Origin of the sequence: Streptomyces sp. NPDC050161, from assembly GCF_044460025.1 — a bacterium.
In the GTDB taxonomy this organism is placed as follows: domain Bacteria; phylum Actinomycetota; class Actinomycetes; order Streptomycetales; family Streptomycetaceae; genus Streptomyces.
In genome coordinates, this window is record NZ_JBITJM010000004.1 from 213,355 (window position 1) to 229,355 (window position 16,001).

At 69.3% G+C, this 16,001-nt stretch carries 14 protein-coding genes; 5 read left to right on the top strand and 9 right to left on the bottom strand.

Annotated features, from left to right (window positions below; translation table 11 throughout):
* The first annotated feature begins 186 nt into the window (after positions 1-186).
* Positions 187-1,167 (top strand): AraC family transcriptional regulator, encoded by a 981-nt coding sequence (locus ACIBK8_RS08790; RefSeq protein WP_399040960.1) that lies wholly within the window; start codon positions 187-189, stop codon positions 1,165-1,167.
* A gap of 38 nt (positions 1,168-1,205) precedes the next feature.
* On the opposite strand, the gene ACIBK8_RS08795 is transcribed toward ACIBK8_RS08790, so the two are convergent.
* The 4 genes from ACIBK8_RS08795 to ACIBK8_RS08810 form a co-directional block, all read right to left on the bottom strand.
* Entirely contained in the window at positions 1,206-1,919 is a 714-nt protein-coding gene (locus ACIBK8_RS08795) for a 2OG-Fe(II) oxygenase (RefSeq protein ID WP_399040961.1), read from the bottom strand.
* A 176-nt stretch (positions 1,920-2,095) separates the two neighbouring features.
* Positions 2,096-2,476: a tail fiber domain-containing protein gene (locus ACIBK8_RS08800; RefSeq protein ID WP_399040962.1), complete on the bottom strand. Its 381-nt coding sequence runs from the start codon at positions 2,474-2,476 to the stop codon at positions 2,096-2,098.
* Positions 2,477-2,478: 2 nt separating this feature from the next.
* Positions 2,479-3,018 carry a hypothetical protein gene (locus tag ACIBK8_RS08805; RefSeq protein ID WP_399040963.1) on the bottom strand — a complete coding sequence of 180 codons (540 nt, stop codon included), beginning with the start codon at positions 3,016-3,018 and terminating at the stop codon, positions 2,479-2,481.
* A gap of 266 nt (positions 3,019-3,284) precedes the next feature.
* Entirely contained in the window at positions 3,285-3,956 is a 672-nt protein-coding gene (locus ACIBK8_RS08810) for a TetR/AcrR family transcriptional regulator (protein WP_399040964.1), read from the bottom strand.
* A gap of 274 nt (positions 3,957-4,230) precedes the next feature.
* Here ACIBK8_RS08810 and ACIBK8_RS08815 point away from each other — a divergent pair, with 274 nt between their 5' ends.
* On the top strand, positions 4,231-4,902 hold the full coding sequence (locus ACIBK8_RS08815; protein WP_399040965.1) for a CatB-related O-acetyltransferase: 672 nt from the start codon (positions 4,231-4,233) through the stop codon (positions 4,900-4,902).
* Between the two features lie 124 nt (positions 4,903-5,026).
* On the top strand, positions 5,027-6,325 hold the full coding sequence (locus ACIBK8_RS08820; protein ID WP_399040966.1) for an erythromycin esterase family protein: 1,299 nt from the start codon (positions 5,027-5,029) through the stop codon (positions 6,323-6,325).
* 78 nt (positions 6,326-6,403) lie between these two features.
* Here ACIBK8_RS08820 and ACIBK8_RS08825 read toward each other — a convergent pair whose 3' ends face one another.
* A complete protein-coding gene (locus tag ACIBK8_RS08825; protein ID WP_399041217.1) occupies positions 6,404-7,534 on the bottom strand; it encodes a site-2 protease family protein in 1,131 nt (376 codons plus the stop codon).
* 229 nt (positions 7,535-7,763) lie between these two features.
* On the opposite strand from ACIBK8_RS08825, the gene ACIBK8_RS08830 reads away from it, so the two are divergent.
* Positions 7,764-8,054 carry a hypothetical protein gene (locus tag ACIBK8_RS08830; RefSeq protein ID WP_399040967.1) on the top strand — a complete coding sequence of 97 codons (291 nt, stop codon included), beginning with the start codon at positions 7,764-7,766 and terminating at the stop codon, positions 8,052-8,054.
* Between the two features lie 66 nt (positions 8,055-8,120).
* Here the strand turns inward: ACIBK8_RS08830 and ACIBK8_RS08835 are convergent, their stop codons facing one another.
* The 3 genes from ACIBK8_RS08835 to ACIBK8_RS08845 form a co-directional block, all read right to left on the bottom strand.
* Positions 8,121-9,131 (bottom strand): alcohol dehydrogenase catalytic domain-containing protein, encoded by a 1,011-nt coding sequence (locus ACIBK8_RS08835; RefSeq protein WP_399040968.1) that lies wholly within the window; start codon positions 9,129-9,131, stop codon positions 8,121-8,123.
* Between the two features lie 156 nt (positions 9,132-9,287).
* On the bottom strand, positions 9,288-10,040 hold the full coding sequence (locus ACIBK8_RS08840) for an SDR family NAD(P)-dependent oxidoreductase (RefSeq protein WP_399040969.1): 753 nt from the start codon (positions 10,038-10,040) through the stop codon (positions 9,288-9,290).
* Positions 10,041-10,272: 232 nt separating this feature from the next.
* A complete protein-coding gene (locus ACIBK8_RS08845; RefSeq protein WP_399040970.1) occupies positions 10,273-10,836 on the bottom strand; it encodes a TetR/AcrR family transcriptional regulator C-terminal ligand-binding domain-containing protein in 564 nt (187 codons plus the stop codon).
* Between the two features lie 87 nt (positions 10,837-10,923).
* Here ACIBK8_RS08845 and ACIBK8_RS08850 point away from each other — a divergent pair, with 87 nt between their 5' ends.
* Complete coding sequence (locus ACIBK8_RS08850) at positions 10,924-13,146, top strand: alpha/beta fold hydrolase (RefSeq protein WP_399040971.1); 2,223 nt, start codon at positions 10,924-10,926, stop codon at positions 13,144-13,146.
* A gap of 162 nt (positions 13,147-13,308) precedes the next feature.
* Here the strand turns inward: ACIBK8_RS08850 and ACIBK8_RS08855 are convergent, their stop codons facing one another.
* On the bottom strand, positions 13,309-15,321 hold the full coding sequence (locus ACIBK8_RS08855; RefSeq protein WP_399040972.1) for an ABC transporter ATP-binding protein: 2,013 nt from the start codon (positions 15,319-15,321) through the stop codon (positions 13,309-13,311).
* Positions 15,322-16,001: the final 680 nt, after the last annotated feature.

Consider the following 16,001-nt stretch of genomic DNA (forward strand, 5'->3'; position numbering starts at 1 on the left):
GTCCGCTGGACGTGACTCCGTCCGTCACGAGCGCAGTCCGGCCCGGCACTCCCTGCATCGTTGCTTCCCTGGATTCTTCTCGGCCCGCGGCGGTCAGGGACCAACCTTGGTATGGCAAGATCATCTGCGCTATCCGGATCACGCGGGTCGCTGTCCCGATCGCGCACCTCGGCGGTGGAGGTTCACATGCCCGCTGAAGAGCCACCTCTCGCAAACCGCCAACGGTTCCACACAGCGGACATTTGGGAGGCACGGGCCGAGGTCGGCCGAGCTTTCTGTCCGCACGAACTGCGCATCACGCAGCGCTCGGCGACGCTCGACGCCCGGCTGCACGGCGCGCCCTTCGACCGGACAGGGCTGTACTACCTCGACTACGGAACGGAAGTCCGGATCACCCCGGGTGACCTGGAGAGCTTCTTCCTCGTCCAGATCCCGCTCGCGGGGTACGCCGAAATCACCTGCGGCCGGGAGGAGATCATTTCCTCTCCCGAACTCGCTTCCGTCCCCTCTCCGACCGGAAAGTTGGACATGCTCTGGGGCGACGGCAATCCGCAACTGATCGTGTGGTTCGACCGATCATCCCTGGAATCGCACCTGGGCAGCCTGCTCGGCCGCACCGTGCGCCGCCCGATCTCCTTCTCGCTCGGCATGAACCTCACCACCCCGGGATCCCGTTCCTGGCTCAACATCGTCGACCTCATGCGCCGGGAGGCAGAGGGGCCTGGCGGCATGACGAGCCGGCCCGTCGTGACACAACAGCTCGAATCGCTCCTCATGACCCAGCTGTTGATGGCCCAGCCCCACAACTACACGCCGGCGCTGCTCGGCAAACAGCCGCGCATCGCGCCGCCCGCGGTCCGCCGCGCCATGGAGGTCATCGAGGGGCACGCCGCCGAGCCGCTCACGGTCGCGGAGATCGCGGAATACGTCGGCATCGGGGTACGGGCCCTCCAGGAAGGCTTCCGCCGGCACCTCGACACGACACCGCTCGCGTACCTTCGCGAGGTCCGCCTGGACCAGGTACGCAAGGAACTCCTGGCCTCCGACCCGGGCGCCACGACTGTCACCGCCGTCGCATCCCGCTGGGGCTTCATGCACCCGGGCCGCTTCTCACTCGCGTACCGCCGGCAGTTCGGGGAGCCGCCTTCGGAGACGTTGCGGTCATGAGGGGACGGTCCCCTGCGCTCTGCGCGCGCGGATGGGGATCACGTCGTGACGGCTGCTCCCCGCGGTCCGTGCGGGTCAGGGCTGCACAGCCAGCCGTTGATGGCGAAGCGGCTGTCCGCGTGCTGCTTGCTCGGGCAGCTGACCGGGCGTACCTCGTGCCAGGCGGTGGGGCGGAAGAACACGATGCTGTCGTGTTCGGGCTCCCAGTCCCGCCAGGTGCGCTCCTCCCACTTCCCGGCTGTCTCGGTGTGCAGCGGGAGGGCGACGTCGAACACGCGCAGTGCGCCCCCGTCGAAAGGCCGGGGTGTGCGGTGCAGGTAGTAGACGAACGTGAGCAGACGCCGGGGTGCGAACTCGGCGCTGGTGTCCTGGTGCGGCCGGTAGAAGTCGCCGTCGTTGTGCAGGTTGAGGCTGTAGTCGGGTTCGGTGTACCGGCAGGAGACGCCCAGAGTGTGCTCGACCGCCTCCAGTACCTCATCGATGGCGGCCATCAGCTCAGGCGCGGCGAAGTCCTGGCACGACAGGGACCGGCGAAAGTCGGGGACCACCTCCCGGTCTCGAATCATGGAGGGCTTCAACGTGTCGCCGGTGGAGGCGATGGCGCGCTCCAGCAAGGCGCCGGCCGCCCGTTCACCCAGGAACTGGGTGATGCGGCAGACCGTCACCGGAAGCCGCCAGATCGCGTCCGTACACACCGCCGACCGCTGATCCATCGCTTCGGGCGGTCCCGTCACGGTGTCGTGTGGTGCCAAGGTGTCCTGCCTTCTGGGTCTCGACGGGTGTGTTCGGAAGGGGCGGACGCTCCGAGCCCGCTCAGGGGCCGGGCGATGACCGTGGACCGTGCTCGGTCCGGGACGGGCTCGTGGGCACTGACCTGACCGTCCGCCCCTCCGGCCACCGGAGCGTCACAGCAGGCCGTCCGGCGTCGTCACGCGCTCTCGGGCGGGTCCACGCTCGCGGCTTCTCGCAGACGGTCCACTTCGGCCGTGAGTTCTTCCACGCGGCGGTGCAGTGCCTGGACGCAGACCAGGGCGACGCCGAGGCCGTCGACGACGGGGATCTTGGTGTCGTCCTGGTTGAAGCCGAAGGCTGTGTGCCAGTCCTGGGCCATCGGCCCGAGGTGACGCACGTCCTCGGGCTCCCAGAGGTAGCGCCAGGTACTGACGGGCAGCGCGGCCACGGTTTCCAGGACCGCGTAGCCGTTGACCGCACCGACCGGGGCCACAGCGCCGCTCTCCCGCGCACCGGCCGGACGACGGTCCGGGCCGATGCGGTCGGCCGCCCGGGACCGCCGGCGGAAGATACCCACCCCTACCGGCTCCAGTCGACCGGCACCACGTCTTGCTTGAGCCCGCGGTCGCTGCAGATGGCGCACGGGGAGCCCGGGACACCGGGGCCCTGGTCGATGCCGACGGTGATCGCTCCGTGGGCCCCGACCGGGGTGTGGATGCCGTCGCCGATCATCGCGGCGTCGTAGCCGCCCAGCAGCTCCTGGAGGGTTCCGGGGCCCAGGTTCTCCGGGGCGGTGATCGCGGCCACGCCGTCGTAGTCGGTGTAGGCCGCCCCCAGCGTCCGGCCGCCGATGGTGGCGAACACGATCTTCGCGCCGCGGATGGGCTCCCCGGTGATCGCGTCGGACGCCATCGCCTGGATGTTCTCCAGTTGCATCTGCGTGACATTCAGGCTGGCCTGGCTGGTCGTGAGCCTGGCCGGCTTCAGGCTGGGGCATTCCGTACCGCTGCACGACGCGACCGGTGGGGTGGCCGCGGACGCGGTGACGCCGCTCCCCGCGCCCAGCGACGCCAAAGCCGCGGCCATCACCGCGACGGTCTTACGCCCTACAAGACTCATGTCCACTCCCATAGGAACTGCCCGACCGCGATCCGTACCGGCGCATGACGGCCGGGACGGCCTGGGCGCGTGCAGCACACGACGAGTGCCGCCCCTCGTGGACGACGCAAGCGACCGTATCCACGCCCATCCGGCCCAACCAGCTGACAAACGCGAGTTCGCACTTACTGATGAACCGTCGGCAAGACGATGACGAACGCGATCGACCCGGGCGCTCCCGGGTCGGCGTCACCGCGAAGAGTGCAGGCTTCCTGGTGAAGTCCCCCTCAGATGTTGTCCGTTGACGGGGGTTCGGTGAAGGCGCCGGCGGTTGCGGCGAGGGCGGCGGTTCTGGCTGCGTGGCCGGGCAGTTGCGGGTCGGGTGGTGTGCGGAGGAGCACCAGCCGGTGGTACAGGGGCGCGGTGGCGGTGATGAGCAGCCGCTGAGCGTCGGTGTGCGGTGGGATTTCGCCGCGCCGGACAGCCCGGCTGACGACGATCTCGCAGCGGGCGTACCGGTCCTCCCAGAGCCGCTGTTGGGCGTGGGCGGCTTTCTCGGAGCGGAACGAGGCGGCGATCAGTGCTGCCACGATCGGTGGCTGTGCGGTCAGGGCTGCTTGGATCTCCTGGTTCAGCGCTGTCAGGTCGCCTTCCAGTGAGCCGGTGTCCGGTGGCTGCCAGTCGTCGTCGCTCGCCGCGTCGAGGACGTCGGCGAGCAGCCCGCCGACGTCCCCCCAGCGCCGGTACACCGTGGTGCGGTGCACGCCGGCGCGGGCGGCGACGGTGTCCGTGGTGAGCCCGTCATAGCCGTGTTCGCCGAGTTCCGCGAGGACTGCGTCGAGTACCTGCCTGCGAATGCGGGCGGTGCGGCCCCCGGGTCGGCGACGGGTCGGCGGCCTGGTGCCTTCTGGCTCTGGTTCTGGCTCTGGGCCTGGGTTTGGGCCGGTGGGAGTCGTCACTGGTAATCCGTTGCTGAGGGGGACGGCGTCATGGCAGTATCTTAAAGCAGCAGCTGTCGCACTAGCGGAGATCGATGCTCTTCCGAAGCGTTCGCCCGGCCGCGACCGGCTCGCGGTGCCGGTCGGGCGCCCTCGTCATCGTCGCCGTGATCGCCGGTTGACTCGGAGCCGACGGCCGCCCACCTGCCCCCATGCAGGCGACTGCGACGTCCGCCGGCGAGCGCTGAGGTCCTCCGGACCCGCAGACACCCCTTCAGGAAGGAAGCAATCAGTGATGCCGCCTGTTCCCGCCGACCCGACCGCGGTGCATCCGATGCCCGAGCAGCCGCGAGTGGTGCTGCTGAAGCCGCTGGTCACCTCGCCGCTGATCGAGGTCGGAGAGTTCTCGTACTACGACGATCCCGATGACCCGACCGCGTTCGAGACCCGCAACGTGCTGTACCACTACGGGCCGGAAAAGCTGGTCATCGGGAAGTTCTGTGCGCTGGGCGAGGGTGTGCGGTTCATCATGAACGGCGCCAACCACCGTATGGACGGCCCCTCGACGTTCCCTTTCCCCATCATGGGCGGTTCCTGGTCCGAGCACTTCGACCTCATCACCGGTCTGGCCGGAAGGGGCGACACCGTGGTGGGGAACGACGTCTGGTTCGGATACCGGGCCATGGTGATGCCCGGCGTCCGCATCGGCCACGGAGCGATCATCGCCTCCGGGTCCGTCGTCGTCGACGACGTCCCCGACTACGGCATCGTCGGCGGCAACCCCGCCCGCCTCATCCGCCGCCGCTACAGCGACGCCGACATCAACCGCCTCCTCGCACTGGCCTGGTGGGACTGGCCGCTCCCGCACCTCACCGAACACCTCCGCACGATCATGTCCGGCAGCATCGACGACCTGGAGAACGCGGCGCCCGGACACACACCGCCGCGCAGCGCGACGAGCCGTTGAACGGTCCCGGCACGGGACGCCCGGCTCTGCGGAGACCGGCCTGTGACCTGCGGAGATCTTCGCGTCCGCCGTCTCCCGCATCGGCGATCCATCCACACCCGCTACCGAGAATCGAGCTGCCTGCATGCCTGCTTCGTCCCGCCACGACCCCTTCGCCGACTGGCTTCGCGCCCATGCCGTCCCGCTCACCCACCTCGACCGTGCGGCGCCGCTCGACGACCTGGAGCCGCTGCGCGCCATCATCGGCGACGCCCGCGTCGTCGCGATCGGCGAAAGTTCCCACTTCATCGACGAGTTCGCAGCGATGCGCGAGCGCATCCTGCGGTTCCTGGCCGAACGCTGCGGCTTCACCGTGCTGGCCTTCGAATACGGCTTCAGCGAAGGCTTCCCCCTCGACGCCTGGGCCCAGGGCGAGGGAGCGGACGATGAGCTGTCGGCCCACCTCGCCACAGCGATCCCTGTAGGAGTCGACGAACCGCTGCGCTGGATGCGGCGGCACAACCGCACAGCCTCATCGCCGGTGCGTTTCGCGGGCATCGACATCCCCGCGGCCGGTGGGTCCTTGCTTCCCGCCCTGGCTCCGATCGCCGACTACCTGCGCCACATCGACCCCGAAACCCTGCCGGCGGTCCAGGAGGCGATGCGGATCGCCGCAACGTTCGCCGGTGGCTCCGGGGCCGTCGCCGCGCCCGCCTGGGCACGCCTGGCCACCGCCGAACAGGACGCCCTCAGCGCGACGTTGACGCGTCTGCTCATCCGGTTCCGCTCCGTGGAACCGCTGTACGTCTCCCGCGGCGACCAGCACAGCTACGACATCGCCGTGCGCCGCCTCGAAGGCGCCTGCCACGCCGACTACACCTTCCGCGCCATGGCCGACCTCTTCGCCGGAAAGGGGCTGGCCGCCGACACATCGGCCCGCGACGTCTACATGGCCGATTCGGTCCTGTGGCACCTGGAGCGCTACGGCCCCGGAACCCGCGTCGTGCTGGCAGCTCACAACGCCCACATCCAGAAAACACCGATCTCCTTCAACGGCCACCTCACGGGACTCCCCATGGGCCAGCACCTGCACCGCGCGCTCGGCGATGACTACTTCGCCATCGGCCTGACGAGCACCACCGGACACACCGCAGACATGCCCCGCGACGAGAACGCACGCTTCGGTTTCACCATCGACACCACCGCGCTGGAGCCGGCCGAGCCGGGAAGCATCGAGGCCGCCTTCGCCGACGCCGAACTCGGGCTCAGCGTCGCCGATCTCCACCAGGCACGCCCGCAGGCCCAAGGGAACGCCGGCCTCGCTCCGGGCCCCGACCGCATCCGGATCCAAAGCGCCTACCTGCACACCCCCGTCATCGAGGCGTTCGACGCCATCCTCCACACCCCGACCTCCACCGTGGCCGACGACCTCGGAAACATGTGAGATCGGGGGAGTCCACGGGCCGATCACCGCGCTGTCCTCCCCGACGGCCCGGAGCCGGGCGGGAAGCCCGGCCCGGGATCAGCCGGTCCCGCCGCCGCCCAGGGTGTGCCGTTGCATCAGCCGGGAGATGTCCTTCCCGGTGACGATTCCCACCAGGTGACCCGTGTCCACGACGAGGATGCGTGCCCCGGTTCGCAGGCTGAGCTTGTCGAGGGCCTCGCTGAGCAGGTCGTCCGGAGCGGCGACCGCGCACTGGGACAGCGGGGTCGCGACCTCGCGTACCCGCAGTGTCTCCCGGCGAGCTGCCGGTAGCGCGGCGAGCCTGCGGAGCTGCACGATTCCGCTGGGACGCCCTTCGAAGTCGAGCAGCGGCAGAGCGGAATGGCGGGCGTGCACCGCCACCTCGTCGATGAAGCGCTGGACGGTCAGCCAGTCGGCGCCGGTGGCCACCGGGCTGGACATGGCGTCGGCCACCCGCACTCCGTGCAGCGCCGCGTGGAGAGTGGAACGCCGTCGCTCCGATGCGGCGCCGAGCATGATGAACAGGCCGACGAAGACGAGCCACAGCCCGCTCTGCGCGCCGCGCAGTACGGAGATCCAGCCCACGGCCACCAGCAGCACGCCGATGATCTGGCCGCCCCGGGAGGCCGCCAGATCGGCGCGTTCCCGGTCTCCGGTGCGCCACCACAGCAGCGCCTGCATCACGCGTCCGCCGTCGAGCGGCGCGGCGGGCAGCAGGTTGAACACGCCCAGCAGCAGATTCGCCCAGCCGAGCCACACCAGGACGACGGCGGGCACCGCCCAGCCGGACAGCCTGGCCAGCCCGATGCCCGCTCCGAGCGCGGCGCCGCCGATGACCAGGCTGGTCAGTGGCCCGCTGACCGCGACCGCGAGGGCGGACGGTGCGGTCTGCGGCCGTCCCATCCGTGTCACGCCGCCCAGCGCCCACAGCGTCACGTCCTGCACCGTGATCTTCTTCCTCCTGGCGGTCGCGGCGTGGGCCGCCTCGTGGAGCAGGAGGCTGCCCATGAGCAGCGCGGCGCCCGCGACACCGGCGAGGGCGTACACGGCGTCCGAGCGGCCCGGGAGCGAGAGGGGGAGGACCTGGTGGCCGAGCGCGTACGCGAACAGGAACACCAGCAGCGGCACGCTCCAGTGCATCCGCAGCGGTACCCCGACAACATGTCCGATACGGACCGAGCCGTTCATCGTCGTCTCCCGCAGGCCCGGCACCCGGTCCATCCGGGCAGGACCTCGCGACCTGCGCTCCGTGAACCGACCTGCTCGCCATTCACCACAATTGTCGCTCTCGTACTCCCTCCGCCGGCAGCCAGCGGGTACCGGATCGCTGGATCTAGGCTGGACGTACGGACCGGGCGTACGGAACCGGACGTACGGCCTGCGCCGGGCGTGTGGACGGCGCTGTGGGAGGTGTGCCATGGGGCGGAGCCACCACTTCCACCTGGATGAGGGCGGCCACTCGATCACCGTGAACGTCGGGCGCGGCCGGGACGGGGAGATCGAGCTGCTGGTCAACGGCAAAGTGATCGCGTACCAGGAGAAGCACGGCCCGGGGATGACCCTGCTGACCGGCGAGCTGCCCGATGAGCCCGTCCGCCCGTTCCGGGTCCGGGTACGCGAACCTCACCTCGTGCCGACCGGGCCCAGATGCACGCTGGAGCTGGCCGGCGGCCCGGAGCAGCCGATGCCGGAGCGGCCCGTGTCGTGAGCCCCGGGCTGCCGTCTGCCGGGCGTGGGGCCGGTGTGCTCGGGAGTTGAGCCTGTGGCCCCTGTGCTATGGGATGAGGACGGCGCGGTATTTGGCCTTGCTCATGTTCTGGAAGGTGTTTTCGGCCTGGTCGAGGGGGTGGGTCTCGACCATGGGGCGGATGTCTTTGAGGGCGGCGAAGGCCATGGTTTCCTCGCTGTCCTTGGCGTGGCCGCTGTACCAGCCGGCGACTGCGCGGCGGCCGAAGACCAGGAGTTCGGGGTTCACTTGGATCGGTTCCTGGCCGGTGGCGATCACCACCAGGCGGCCGTTGGGGCCCAGTCCCTGGATGAGGTCGGCCTGGGAAGGGCTGTGACCGGCGGTGGAGATGACGGCGGCTGCTCCGCCCAGTTTGGCCAGCGCTTCGCCTGCGCTGCCCTCGTCGCTGTCGATGTACGCGTCCGCGCCCAGGCGCCGGGAGATGTCCTCCTTGGCCCGGCCGCGGTTGATCGCCACTGTGCGGAAGCCCATTTTGTCCGCGAACTGCACCGCCAGGTGGCCGAGTCCGCCGATGCCCTGGACCGCGACGGTGTCGCCTGGGCCCGCGCCGCAGTGGCGCAGAGCGTTGAAGGTGGTGATGCCCGCGCACATCAGCGGTCCGGCCTCTTCGAAGGAGAGCGCGTCCGGGACGCGGGCGAGCGCGTCCTGGGGTGCGACGACGTACTCGGCGTAGCCGCCGTCGTACGAGAGGCCGACGATCGTGCCCGCCACGCAGTTGGTGAAGTCGCCCCGGCGGCAGGGGCCGCAGACGAAGCAACTGCCGCCGTGCCAGCCGATACCGACCCGGTCGCCCGGCTGCCAGGCGCTCACTCCCGGTCCGACGGCGTCGACCTCACCGGCGATCTCGTGGCCCGGCACCCGGGGCAGCCGGACGCCGAGCAGGCCGAAGCGGGCGAGGTTCTCACCGCCGCACACCCCGCAGGCGCGCACCCGCACCCGGACGTCGCCCGGTCCCGGTTCCGGCACCGGGAGTTCGGCCACCTCGAAGGGGCGGCCGGCTTCGGTCACCTGTACCGCTGTCATTGTCGATGGACTCATCACCGTTCTCCGTCCGTACCGTTCTCCGTCCGTACCGTTCTCCGTCCGTACCGTTCTCCGTCCGTACCGTTCTCCGTCCGTCTGCGCGGCCCGTAGGGAAGGCCGCGTCTGGAAGCCCCGCGCCATGACGGTGTGGGGCAGGCGGGCGGCGCGGTGTCAGTTGCTGGAGCCGCCGTTCATCAGGATTTCCTCGCCGGTGAGGAAGAAGGACTGGTCGCTCGCCAGGAACTCGGCGACGTCCGCGACGTCCTCGGGGGTGGCGAGCCGGCCGATCGGGATGGTTTCCAGCAGTGCCTTCTTGTAGGGGTCGTCGTCGCTGACGCCGGTGAAGATGCCCGCTCCGTCGATCGGGCCGGGCAGCAGCGAGTTCACCGTCACGCCCCGGTGGCCGATCTCCTGGGCGAGGACCTTCACCAGGTACTTGGGTGCTGTCTTGCTCGTGCCGTACAGGCCGAGGCCGGGCTGGGGTCTGGACGTCGAGCTGGAGGCCATGTTGATGATCCGGCCTCCGTCCGCGATGTGGCGGGCGGCGGCCTGGAGCACGAAGAACGGGCCCTTGGTGTTGACCCGGAACAGCAGGTCGTAGTCGTCCTCGGTGATTTCGGTGACCGGGATGTTGACCTTCTCGATCCCGGCGTTGGCGATCACGATGTCGAGCTTGCCGAAGGTGTCGAGGGCGGTCCGGAAGAGCTTGTCGATCTGTGCGACGTCCGAGGCGTCCGCCTGGACGGCGATGGCGCGGACCCCGGAGGCGGTGGCTTGCTTCACCGCCTCGTCGGCGGGCGCCTGGTCGCGCGAGTAGTTGATGACGACGTCCGCTCCGCGCTCGGCGAAGCGCAGTGCGACGGCTCTGCCGAGCCCTTTCGACGAACCGGTTACCAAAGCGGCCTTGCCCTTCAACGACGTCATGTCGAGCTCCTCATCCGGCCCGGCCCCGGCCTCAGGAGCGGGCCCACGTGACGCCCCCACGACACCCCCGAAACACCCCACAGCCATCAACCCACAGTCCCGTCCCGGACGCATCCGCACCCCTGTGAGCAGGGCGAATCCATCGTCTGCTGACATGCTGAGACCCTTCGCGGCCCTGGGCACCGGGCACCGCGCGACCATGCCGGGCCGGTCGTCGACGTCGCCGAGGCTGTCACTCAGCCATGGCCAGCACATCGCGGACCAGGCGTCGCGCGTACTCGCGATCGACGGGCAAGGCGAATACGACGTGGTGGTACAGAGGTGCGATGACATGGTCGAGGATCTGCGGGACGCTCGGTGTCTTCTCACCGCGTTCGCGGGCCCGGCTCACCACATCCGATGCCTGCTCGCGCCGTTTCTCCGTGACCGGGCAACTCGCGACGATCCCGGTGCGGGCCGACACCATCGCGCGCAGGTATCGGGCTCGGTGGGGACGTGTGATGTCGCGGGCGATGACCTGCGCCCACTCGGTCAGATCCTGCTGGAGGGATCCGGTGTCGGGCGCTGACTCACCGTCCCGGGTCAGGGCGGCGACAGCGACTTCCTCAAGGAGAGCGTGGACGCTGTCCCAGCGTCGGTAGAGCGTCGTCGGGTTGACCCCGGCCCGTTCGGCGACCACGGGAAACGTGATCTTTTCGGCGCCCTCGCCCACGAGTTCACCGACTGAGGTGTAGATCGCGGTCAGTACTCGACTGCTCCGCCCTCCGGGGCGGCTGGCGGCTGCATGGTGAGGCACGTCACCAGCATACGCAAAGATCTTTGCTTCTACTACGATGGGCCGCCCGGGTTAAAGCAAAGATCATTGCGTTTTGATGGAGGTCGCGTGCCCAACCGTTCGGTTTCGTTCTTCCTGGCCGGGGCCGTGGGCGCGGCCACGCTCACTGCCGCTTCGGCGCCGTCCCCCCTCTACCCGGTCTATCAGCGCCTGTGGGACCTCTCCACGTTCACCTTGACGGTCGTTTTCGCCGTCTACGTCTTCGCCTTGCTCGCCGCCCTGCTGACCGTCGGATCGGTCTCCGACCGGGTGGGCCGTCGGCCTGTCGCCTGCGGTGCCCTGATGCTGCTCGCTCTGGGCATGCTGCTCTTCGCCGTCGCCACAGGCGTCGGCGGCCTGATGGCCGCGCGCATTGTGCAGGGGCTTGCCGTGGGGACAGCCGCCGGCGCCACTACGGCCCTGATCATGGAGTCCGCGCCGAACCCCCGGCTCGGCTCGACCATCAGCAGCGCGGTCCCTTCCTTGGGGATAGCGATCGGCGCTGTCCTCGCCGGCGGCTTGGTGGAGTTCGCGCCACTGCCCCGCCAACTCGTCTTCTGGATCCTCACCGTCGTGTACCTGGTACTCGCGGCACTCGTCTGGCTGGTTCCCGAGCAAGCTCGATCCGACTCGCCGACCCGGGAAGCGATGTGGCGGTCACTGCTGCCCAGCGCTCAACTCCCGCGGGCCACACGGCCGGTCTTCGTCGCACTGCTGCCGTCGATCAGTGCGACGTGGGCCCTTGGTGGCTTGTACCTCTCGCTCGGATCGTCGATCCTCACCACCGTCCTCGACGTGCACAGCCACTTCGCCGCGGGCGTCATCCTCGGCGTCTTCTTCGTCGCAGGGACGGCGGGCACTGTCGCGTCGGCCTTCGCTCCGCCACGACACCGCGCATGGTTCGGCCTCGGGCCCCTCGCCATTGGCGTCCTGGTCACCATCGCGGCCATGCCGACGGGTGTACTGCCGCTCTACGTCGTCGGGTCGCTGATCGCGGGATTCGGGTTCGGGGCGACGTTCCGGTTCGCCGTCCATGCCCTCGGTGAGGCGGCACCGATCGCCCGACGGGGCCAGGTGTTCGCGACGATGTACATCGTCAGCTATCTCGCCTTCAGCGTGCCTGCGCTCGCCGCCGGGCTCGCTGTCGAGCGATTCGGGCTCAAACCAACAGCCGTCGTGTATGGAGCCCTGGACATCGCATTGGTCCTGTTCGCTCTCGTCGCCGGGACCGCCCACGCGCGTCGACGGGATGGCGAGGACGATGTTCGGCGCGATAGCGCACCGCCGTTGGTCTCGCGCACTTTCGGCACGCCTCGCCACACCACGCACTACCTGGAGTGCGGACCGGCCGATGGACCGCTGATGTTCTTCCTCCACGGGTGGCCGGGCATCGGGTTGTTGTGGCGGGCCCAGATGGAGGCGTTCGCTGCCGACGGGTGGCACTGCGTCGCGCCCGATCTGCGCGGGTACGGCGAATCCTCCGCCCCGGCGGATACCGACGCCTACACCGTCGAGGAGGTCGTGACGGACCTGACGGAGCTCCACGACCATCTCGGCGGCAGAACCGCGGTCTGGATCGGCCACGACTGGGGCAGCGTCGTGGCGGGAGCAGTGGCCGCACACGAGCCGGAGCGGTGCCGCGGCGTGGTGTTGACCTCGTGGGCCTACCACCCCACCGCCAACAGCCTGGCCACGCTCGTACCCCTGGTCGACCGTCAGCTCTACCCGGCCGACCGGTATCCGGACGGACAGTGGGACTACTACCGCTACTACACGACACACTTCGAAGCGGCGGTCGCCGACCTTGACGCGGCTCCGGCGGCAACGCTGGCATCGGTCTATCAACCGGGCAGCCCCGCCGCGATCGGCGCCATCTCACCGACGGCCACGGTCACACGCGACGGCGGACGCTTCGGCGCCGCGCACCACGCACCGCCGACGCCGGCCGATCCGGCTCTCTGGCCACCGGCGGACTTCGACACCCTGGTGCAGGCGTTCGCCACTCACGGCTTCCGTCCTCCCTCTGCGTGGTACACAAACGACGACGCCAACATCGCTTACGCGCGCAAAGCACCCGACGGCGGGCGCCTGACGCAGCCGGTGCTGTTCGTCAACGGCGAGTGGGACGCGATCTGCAACATCTCGGGCAACTGCCAAGGCGATCCGATGCGCGCGGCCTGCGCAGATCTCACCGTGGCGCCGGTGCCTGCAGGACACTGGCTGCCGCTTGAGAGCAAGGCTCAACACATCGAAGCCATCCGCACCTGGCTCCGCTCCAAGAACCTTCGATGAGCAGCGAGATATGGGCTCGTCCGGCTCGAAGCTCCGGCAGAACGGCGTCATCTTGCCGGGCGGTGCCCTCCTTCGACGGCCGCGCCCGCCACGCGTCGGCACCGTCTCCGCCGAGGTTCGGCAGAGCCTGTCAGGCCCCGTGCCGGTGGCGTTCCGCAGCCGCTACCGGTCACGGCGGCGGCGCGACGGAGTCAGCCGGTGCTGAGGGTGCTGGATGGCGCCGGTCTGCAATCGCCACAGGGAGGCGTACAGGCCGTCGCGTTCGAGCAGGGTGTGGTGGGTGCCCTTCTCCGCCAGGAAGCCGTTCCTGTCCATGACGTAGATCCGGTCCGCGTGGCGGATGGTGGAGAGGCGGTGGGCGATGACGATCAGCGTCCGGCCCTGGGCGAATCCGCGCAGTGTGCGCTGAACGGCGGCCTCGGTCTCGTTGTCCAGGGCTGAGGTCGCCTCGTCGAGAACCAGGACCGGTGGGTTCTTGAGGAAGGTGCGGGCCAATGCGATCCGCTGCTTCTGGCTGCCGGAGAGCCTGGCCCCGCCCTCCCCGATCAGCGTGTCGTACCGCGCGGGGAGCGCTTCGATGAATTCGTCCGCCGCGGCCATCCGCGCGGACCTGACGACCGCGTCGTGGCCGGCGTCGAAGCTCCCGTAGCGGATGTTGTCGCGAATCGTGCCGTCGAAGAGGAAGGCGTCCTGAGTGACGAAACCGATGGTGCTTCGCAGGTCTTCGAGGCTCAGGTCCCGGATGTCCTGCTGGTCGAGCAGGACGCGTCCGGACTGGGGGGCGTGGAAACGCATCAGGAGCTTGGCGACGGTGGTCTTCCCGGCTCCGGTGGTGCCCACGATGCCGGTGGTCCTGCCGGGTGGGATGCGCAGCGACAGATCCCGGACGGTGGGCGGGCACCCGGGGTAGGAGAAGGTGACCCGGTCGAGGATCACCTCGCCCTTCACCTGACGGGCGTTCAGGCGGCGGCCGTTGACGTCCGGCTCCACGGGCAGTTTCCCGAGTCGCTCCACCCGGTCGACGGCGGCCACGGCCCGTTGGTACTGCTCGACGGTGTTGCCGAGCGTGGTGAGTTTCCAGACGACGTACTGCGGCAGGCCCAACAGCGCGTTGAACACTTCGAGCGAGAGCGCGCCGCTCAGCACCGTATTGCCGCCGAGGAGGATGGTCCCCATGTACGACGTGGCGGCGCAGACGTGCACGCTCTGGGCGTACCGGGCGGCAGTGCGGCCGGTCCGGTGGCTGCCTCGGCGGTAGTCGTCGCTCAACTCCCGGATCCGGGCGGCCTCGTACTCCTCGGTGCAGAAGCTCTTGACCGTGGCGCTCGCCTCCAGGCTGTTGGCCACCTGGCTGTTCAGTCGCGCCTTGCTGTCGGCGGACGCCGCGTATCCGGTGGCCGAGCGTTTTTGATGACGGAGGGACAGCCATACGACGAGCGGGACCGGCAGGATGGCGACCCAGGCGATCTGGGGTGCGAGGAGTACATAGGACGGGACCATGATGAGGAGACAGGCGACCAGCTGGAGCACCTCGTGCGGACCGGTGGCGAGGAAGCTGCCCACCTGGTGGACGTCCTCGGTGAGTACACCGGCTATCCGCGTGGTCCGCTCGCTTTCGAGCCGGCCGAGTTCCAGCTGCTGTACGTGCGGGTGGACTGCGGACCGCCACTCGTGTGCCACTTCCTCGCCCAGCGCCCGCCAGGAGATGGCGGCGCCGTACGACAGGGCCGTCACCGTGGCGCGCAGGAAGGCCGCCGCACCGGCGAGGGTCCACAACTGCGCATCGGCGCCGCCCAGTCCGAGGCTGGACAGCACCGGCATCCCGCCCCGGAAGAGCACCACGAGCATCCAGCTGATGAGCAGGTAGACCATGATTTCGGTGACCTGGGCGGCCACCGAGAGCGAGGACGCGAGGACGAGCTTGCCCTTGTGCCGCTGGGCGACCTTGGCGAGGACCCGTCGCTGCGGCGGAGCGGCGTCGGCCGGGGAAGTGCCGGTATCGCCCGGGTCGTTGGGTCTCCGCCGGACGCGGCGGACGAGGAGGGCGGTCGCTCCGACGACCGCACCCGGAAGCAGTTCGACCGGCCCGTCGGCCTGCCGCGGGCTGCCGCAGCCATTTCCCTTCCCCAGCGGGCCGGGAATCCGCAGGAGCGCCTGCCGGAGATGAGCCTTCACCGCTTTTCGGCTGACCGCCGGGTCATGGGAAATGAGAACTTTTCCGGTCACCGGACTCGTTCGTACGGCGGTGATCTCCGGGGTCTCGCAGAGCAGATCGGCGAGTGACGCGGCGGCCCGTGGGCGCCCCAAGAGAATGGCGACGTGCCAGCGTTGACGGCCGGCCGCCACCGACCTGGGACGGATCTTCGTGCGCAGTTTCCGCCGGCCTGTTGCGGGGGACATGGAAGACGACATCAGAAAAACACCGGTCCTCAACTTCGCGGATACCCTGTGGCCCGCTGCGGCGGAATGCCGCAGCGCGGTTCGGAAGGGCAGCGGAGTCCTTTTGCGTGGGACTGGCGATGGATGACCGACCGGGTCTTGTTCTCGTGGTGTCGGCGCTTCCCTTCCCGTCGTCGATCTCGTCGGTGAACATTTCGGTGGTCACCTCGGCGGCGATGTTCCGGATTACCTTGCGGCATCGTGTGCGGCCTTTTTCCTCCTGGGGATTGTCCGTGAATTCCTGTTGTCCGCCCGCAAGGGTCTTCGCGGCGCCTCACCTCCCCAAGAGCTTCGCGACGCGCGTGTTCCGGAGGGCGGCTCTCATGGAGACGCAAATGTCGCATCGCGTGAAACGCGAGGGTGGTGAATCGAGTGAGGCTCTGCGGTGATACGTGATATCGCCGTGCCGTCGCCAG

Coding starts and splice junctions, on each gene's coding strand:
- ACIBK8_RS08790 (WP_399040960.1), top strand. CDS start 187: ATGCCCGCTGAAGAGCCACCTCTCGCAAACCGCCAACGGTTCCACACA.
- ACIBK8_RS08805 (WP_399040963.1), bottom strand. CDS start 3,018: ATGAGTCTTGTAGGGCGTAAGACCGTCGCGGTGATGGCCGCGGCTTTG.
- ACIBK8_RS08815 (WP_399040965.1), top strand. CDS start 4,231: ATGCCGCCTGTTCCCGCCGACCCGACCGCGGTGCATCCGATGCCCGAG.
- ACIBK8_RS08820 (WP_399040966.1), top strand. CDS start 5,027: ATGCCTGCTTCGTCCCGCCACGACCCCTTCGCCGACTGGCTTCGCGCC.
- ACIBK8_RS08825 (WP_399041217.1), bottom strand. CDS start 7,534: ATGAACGGCTCGGTCCGTATCGGACATGTTGTCGGGGTACCGCTGCGG.
- ACIBK8_RS08830 (WP_399040967.1), top strand. CDS start 7,764: ATGGGGCGGAGCCACCACTTCCACCTGGATGAGGGCGGCCACTCGATC.
- ACIBK8_RS08835 (WP_399040968.1), bottom strand. CDS start 9,131: ATGAGTCCATCGACAATGACAGCGGTACAGGTGACCGAAGCCGGCCGC.
- ACIBK8_RS08840 (WP_399040969.1), bottom strand. CDS start 10,040: ATGACGTCGTTGAAGGGCAAGGCCGCTTTGGTAACCGGTTCGTCGAAA.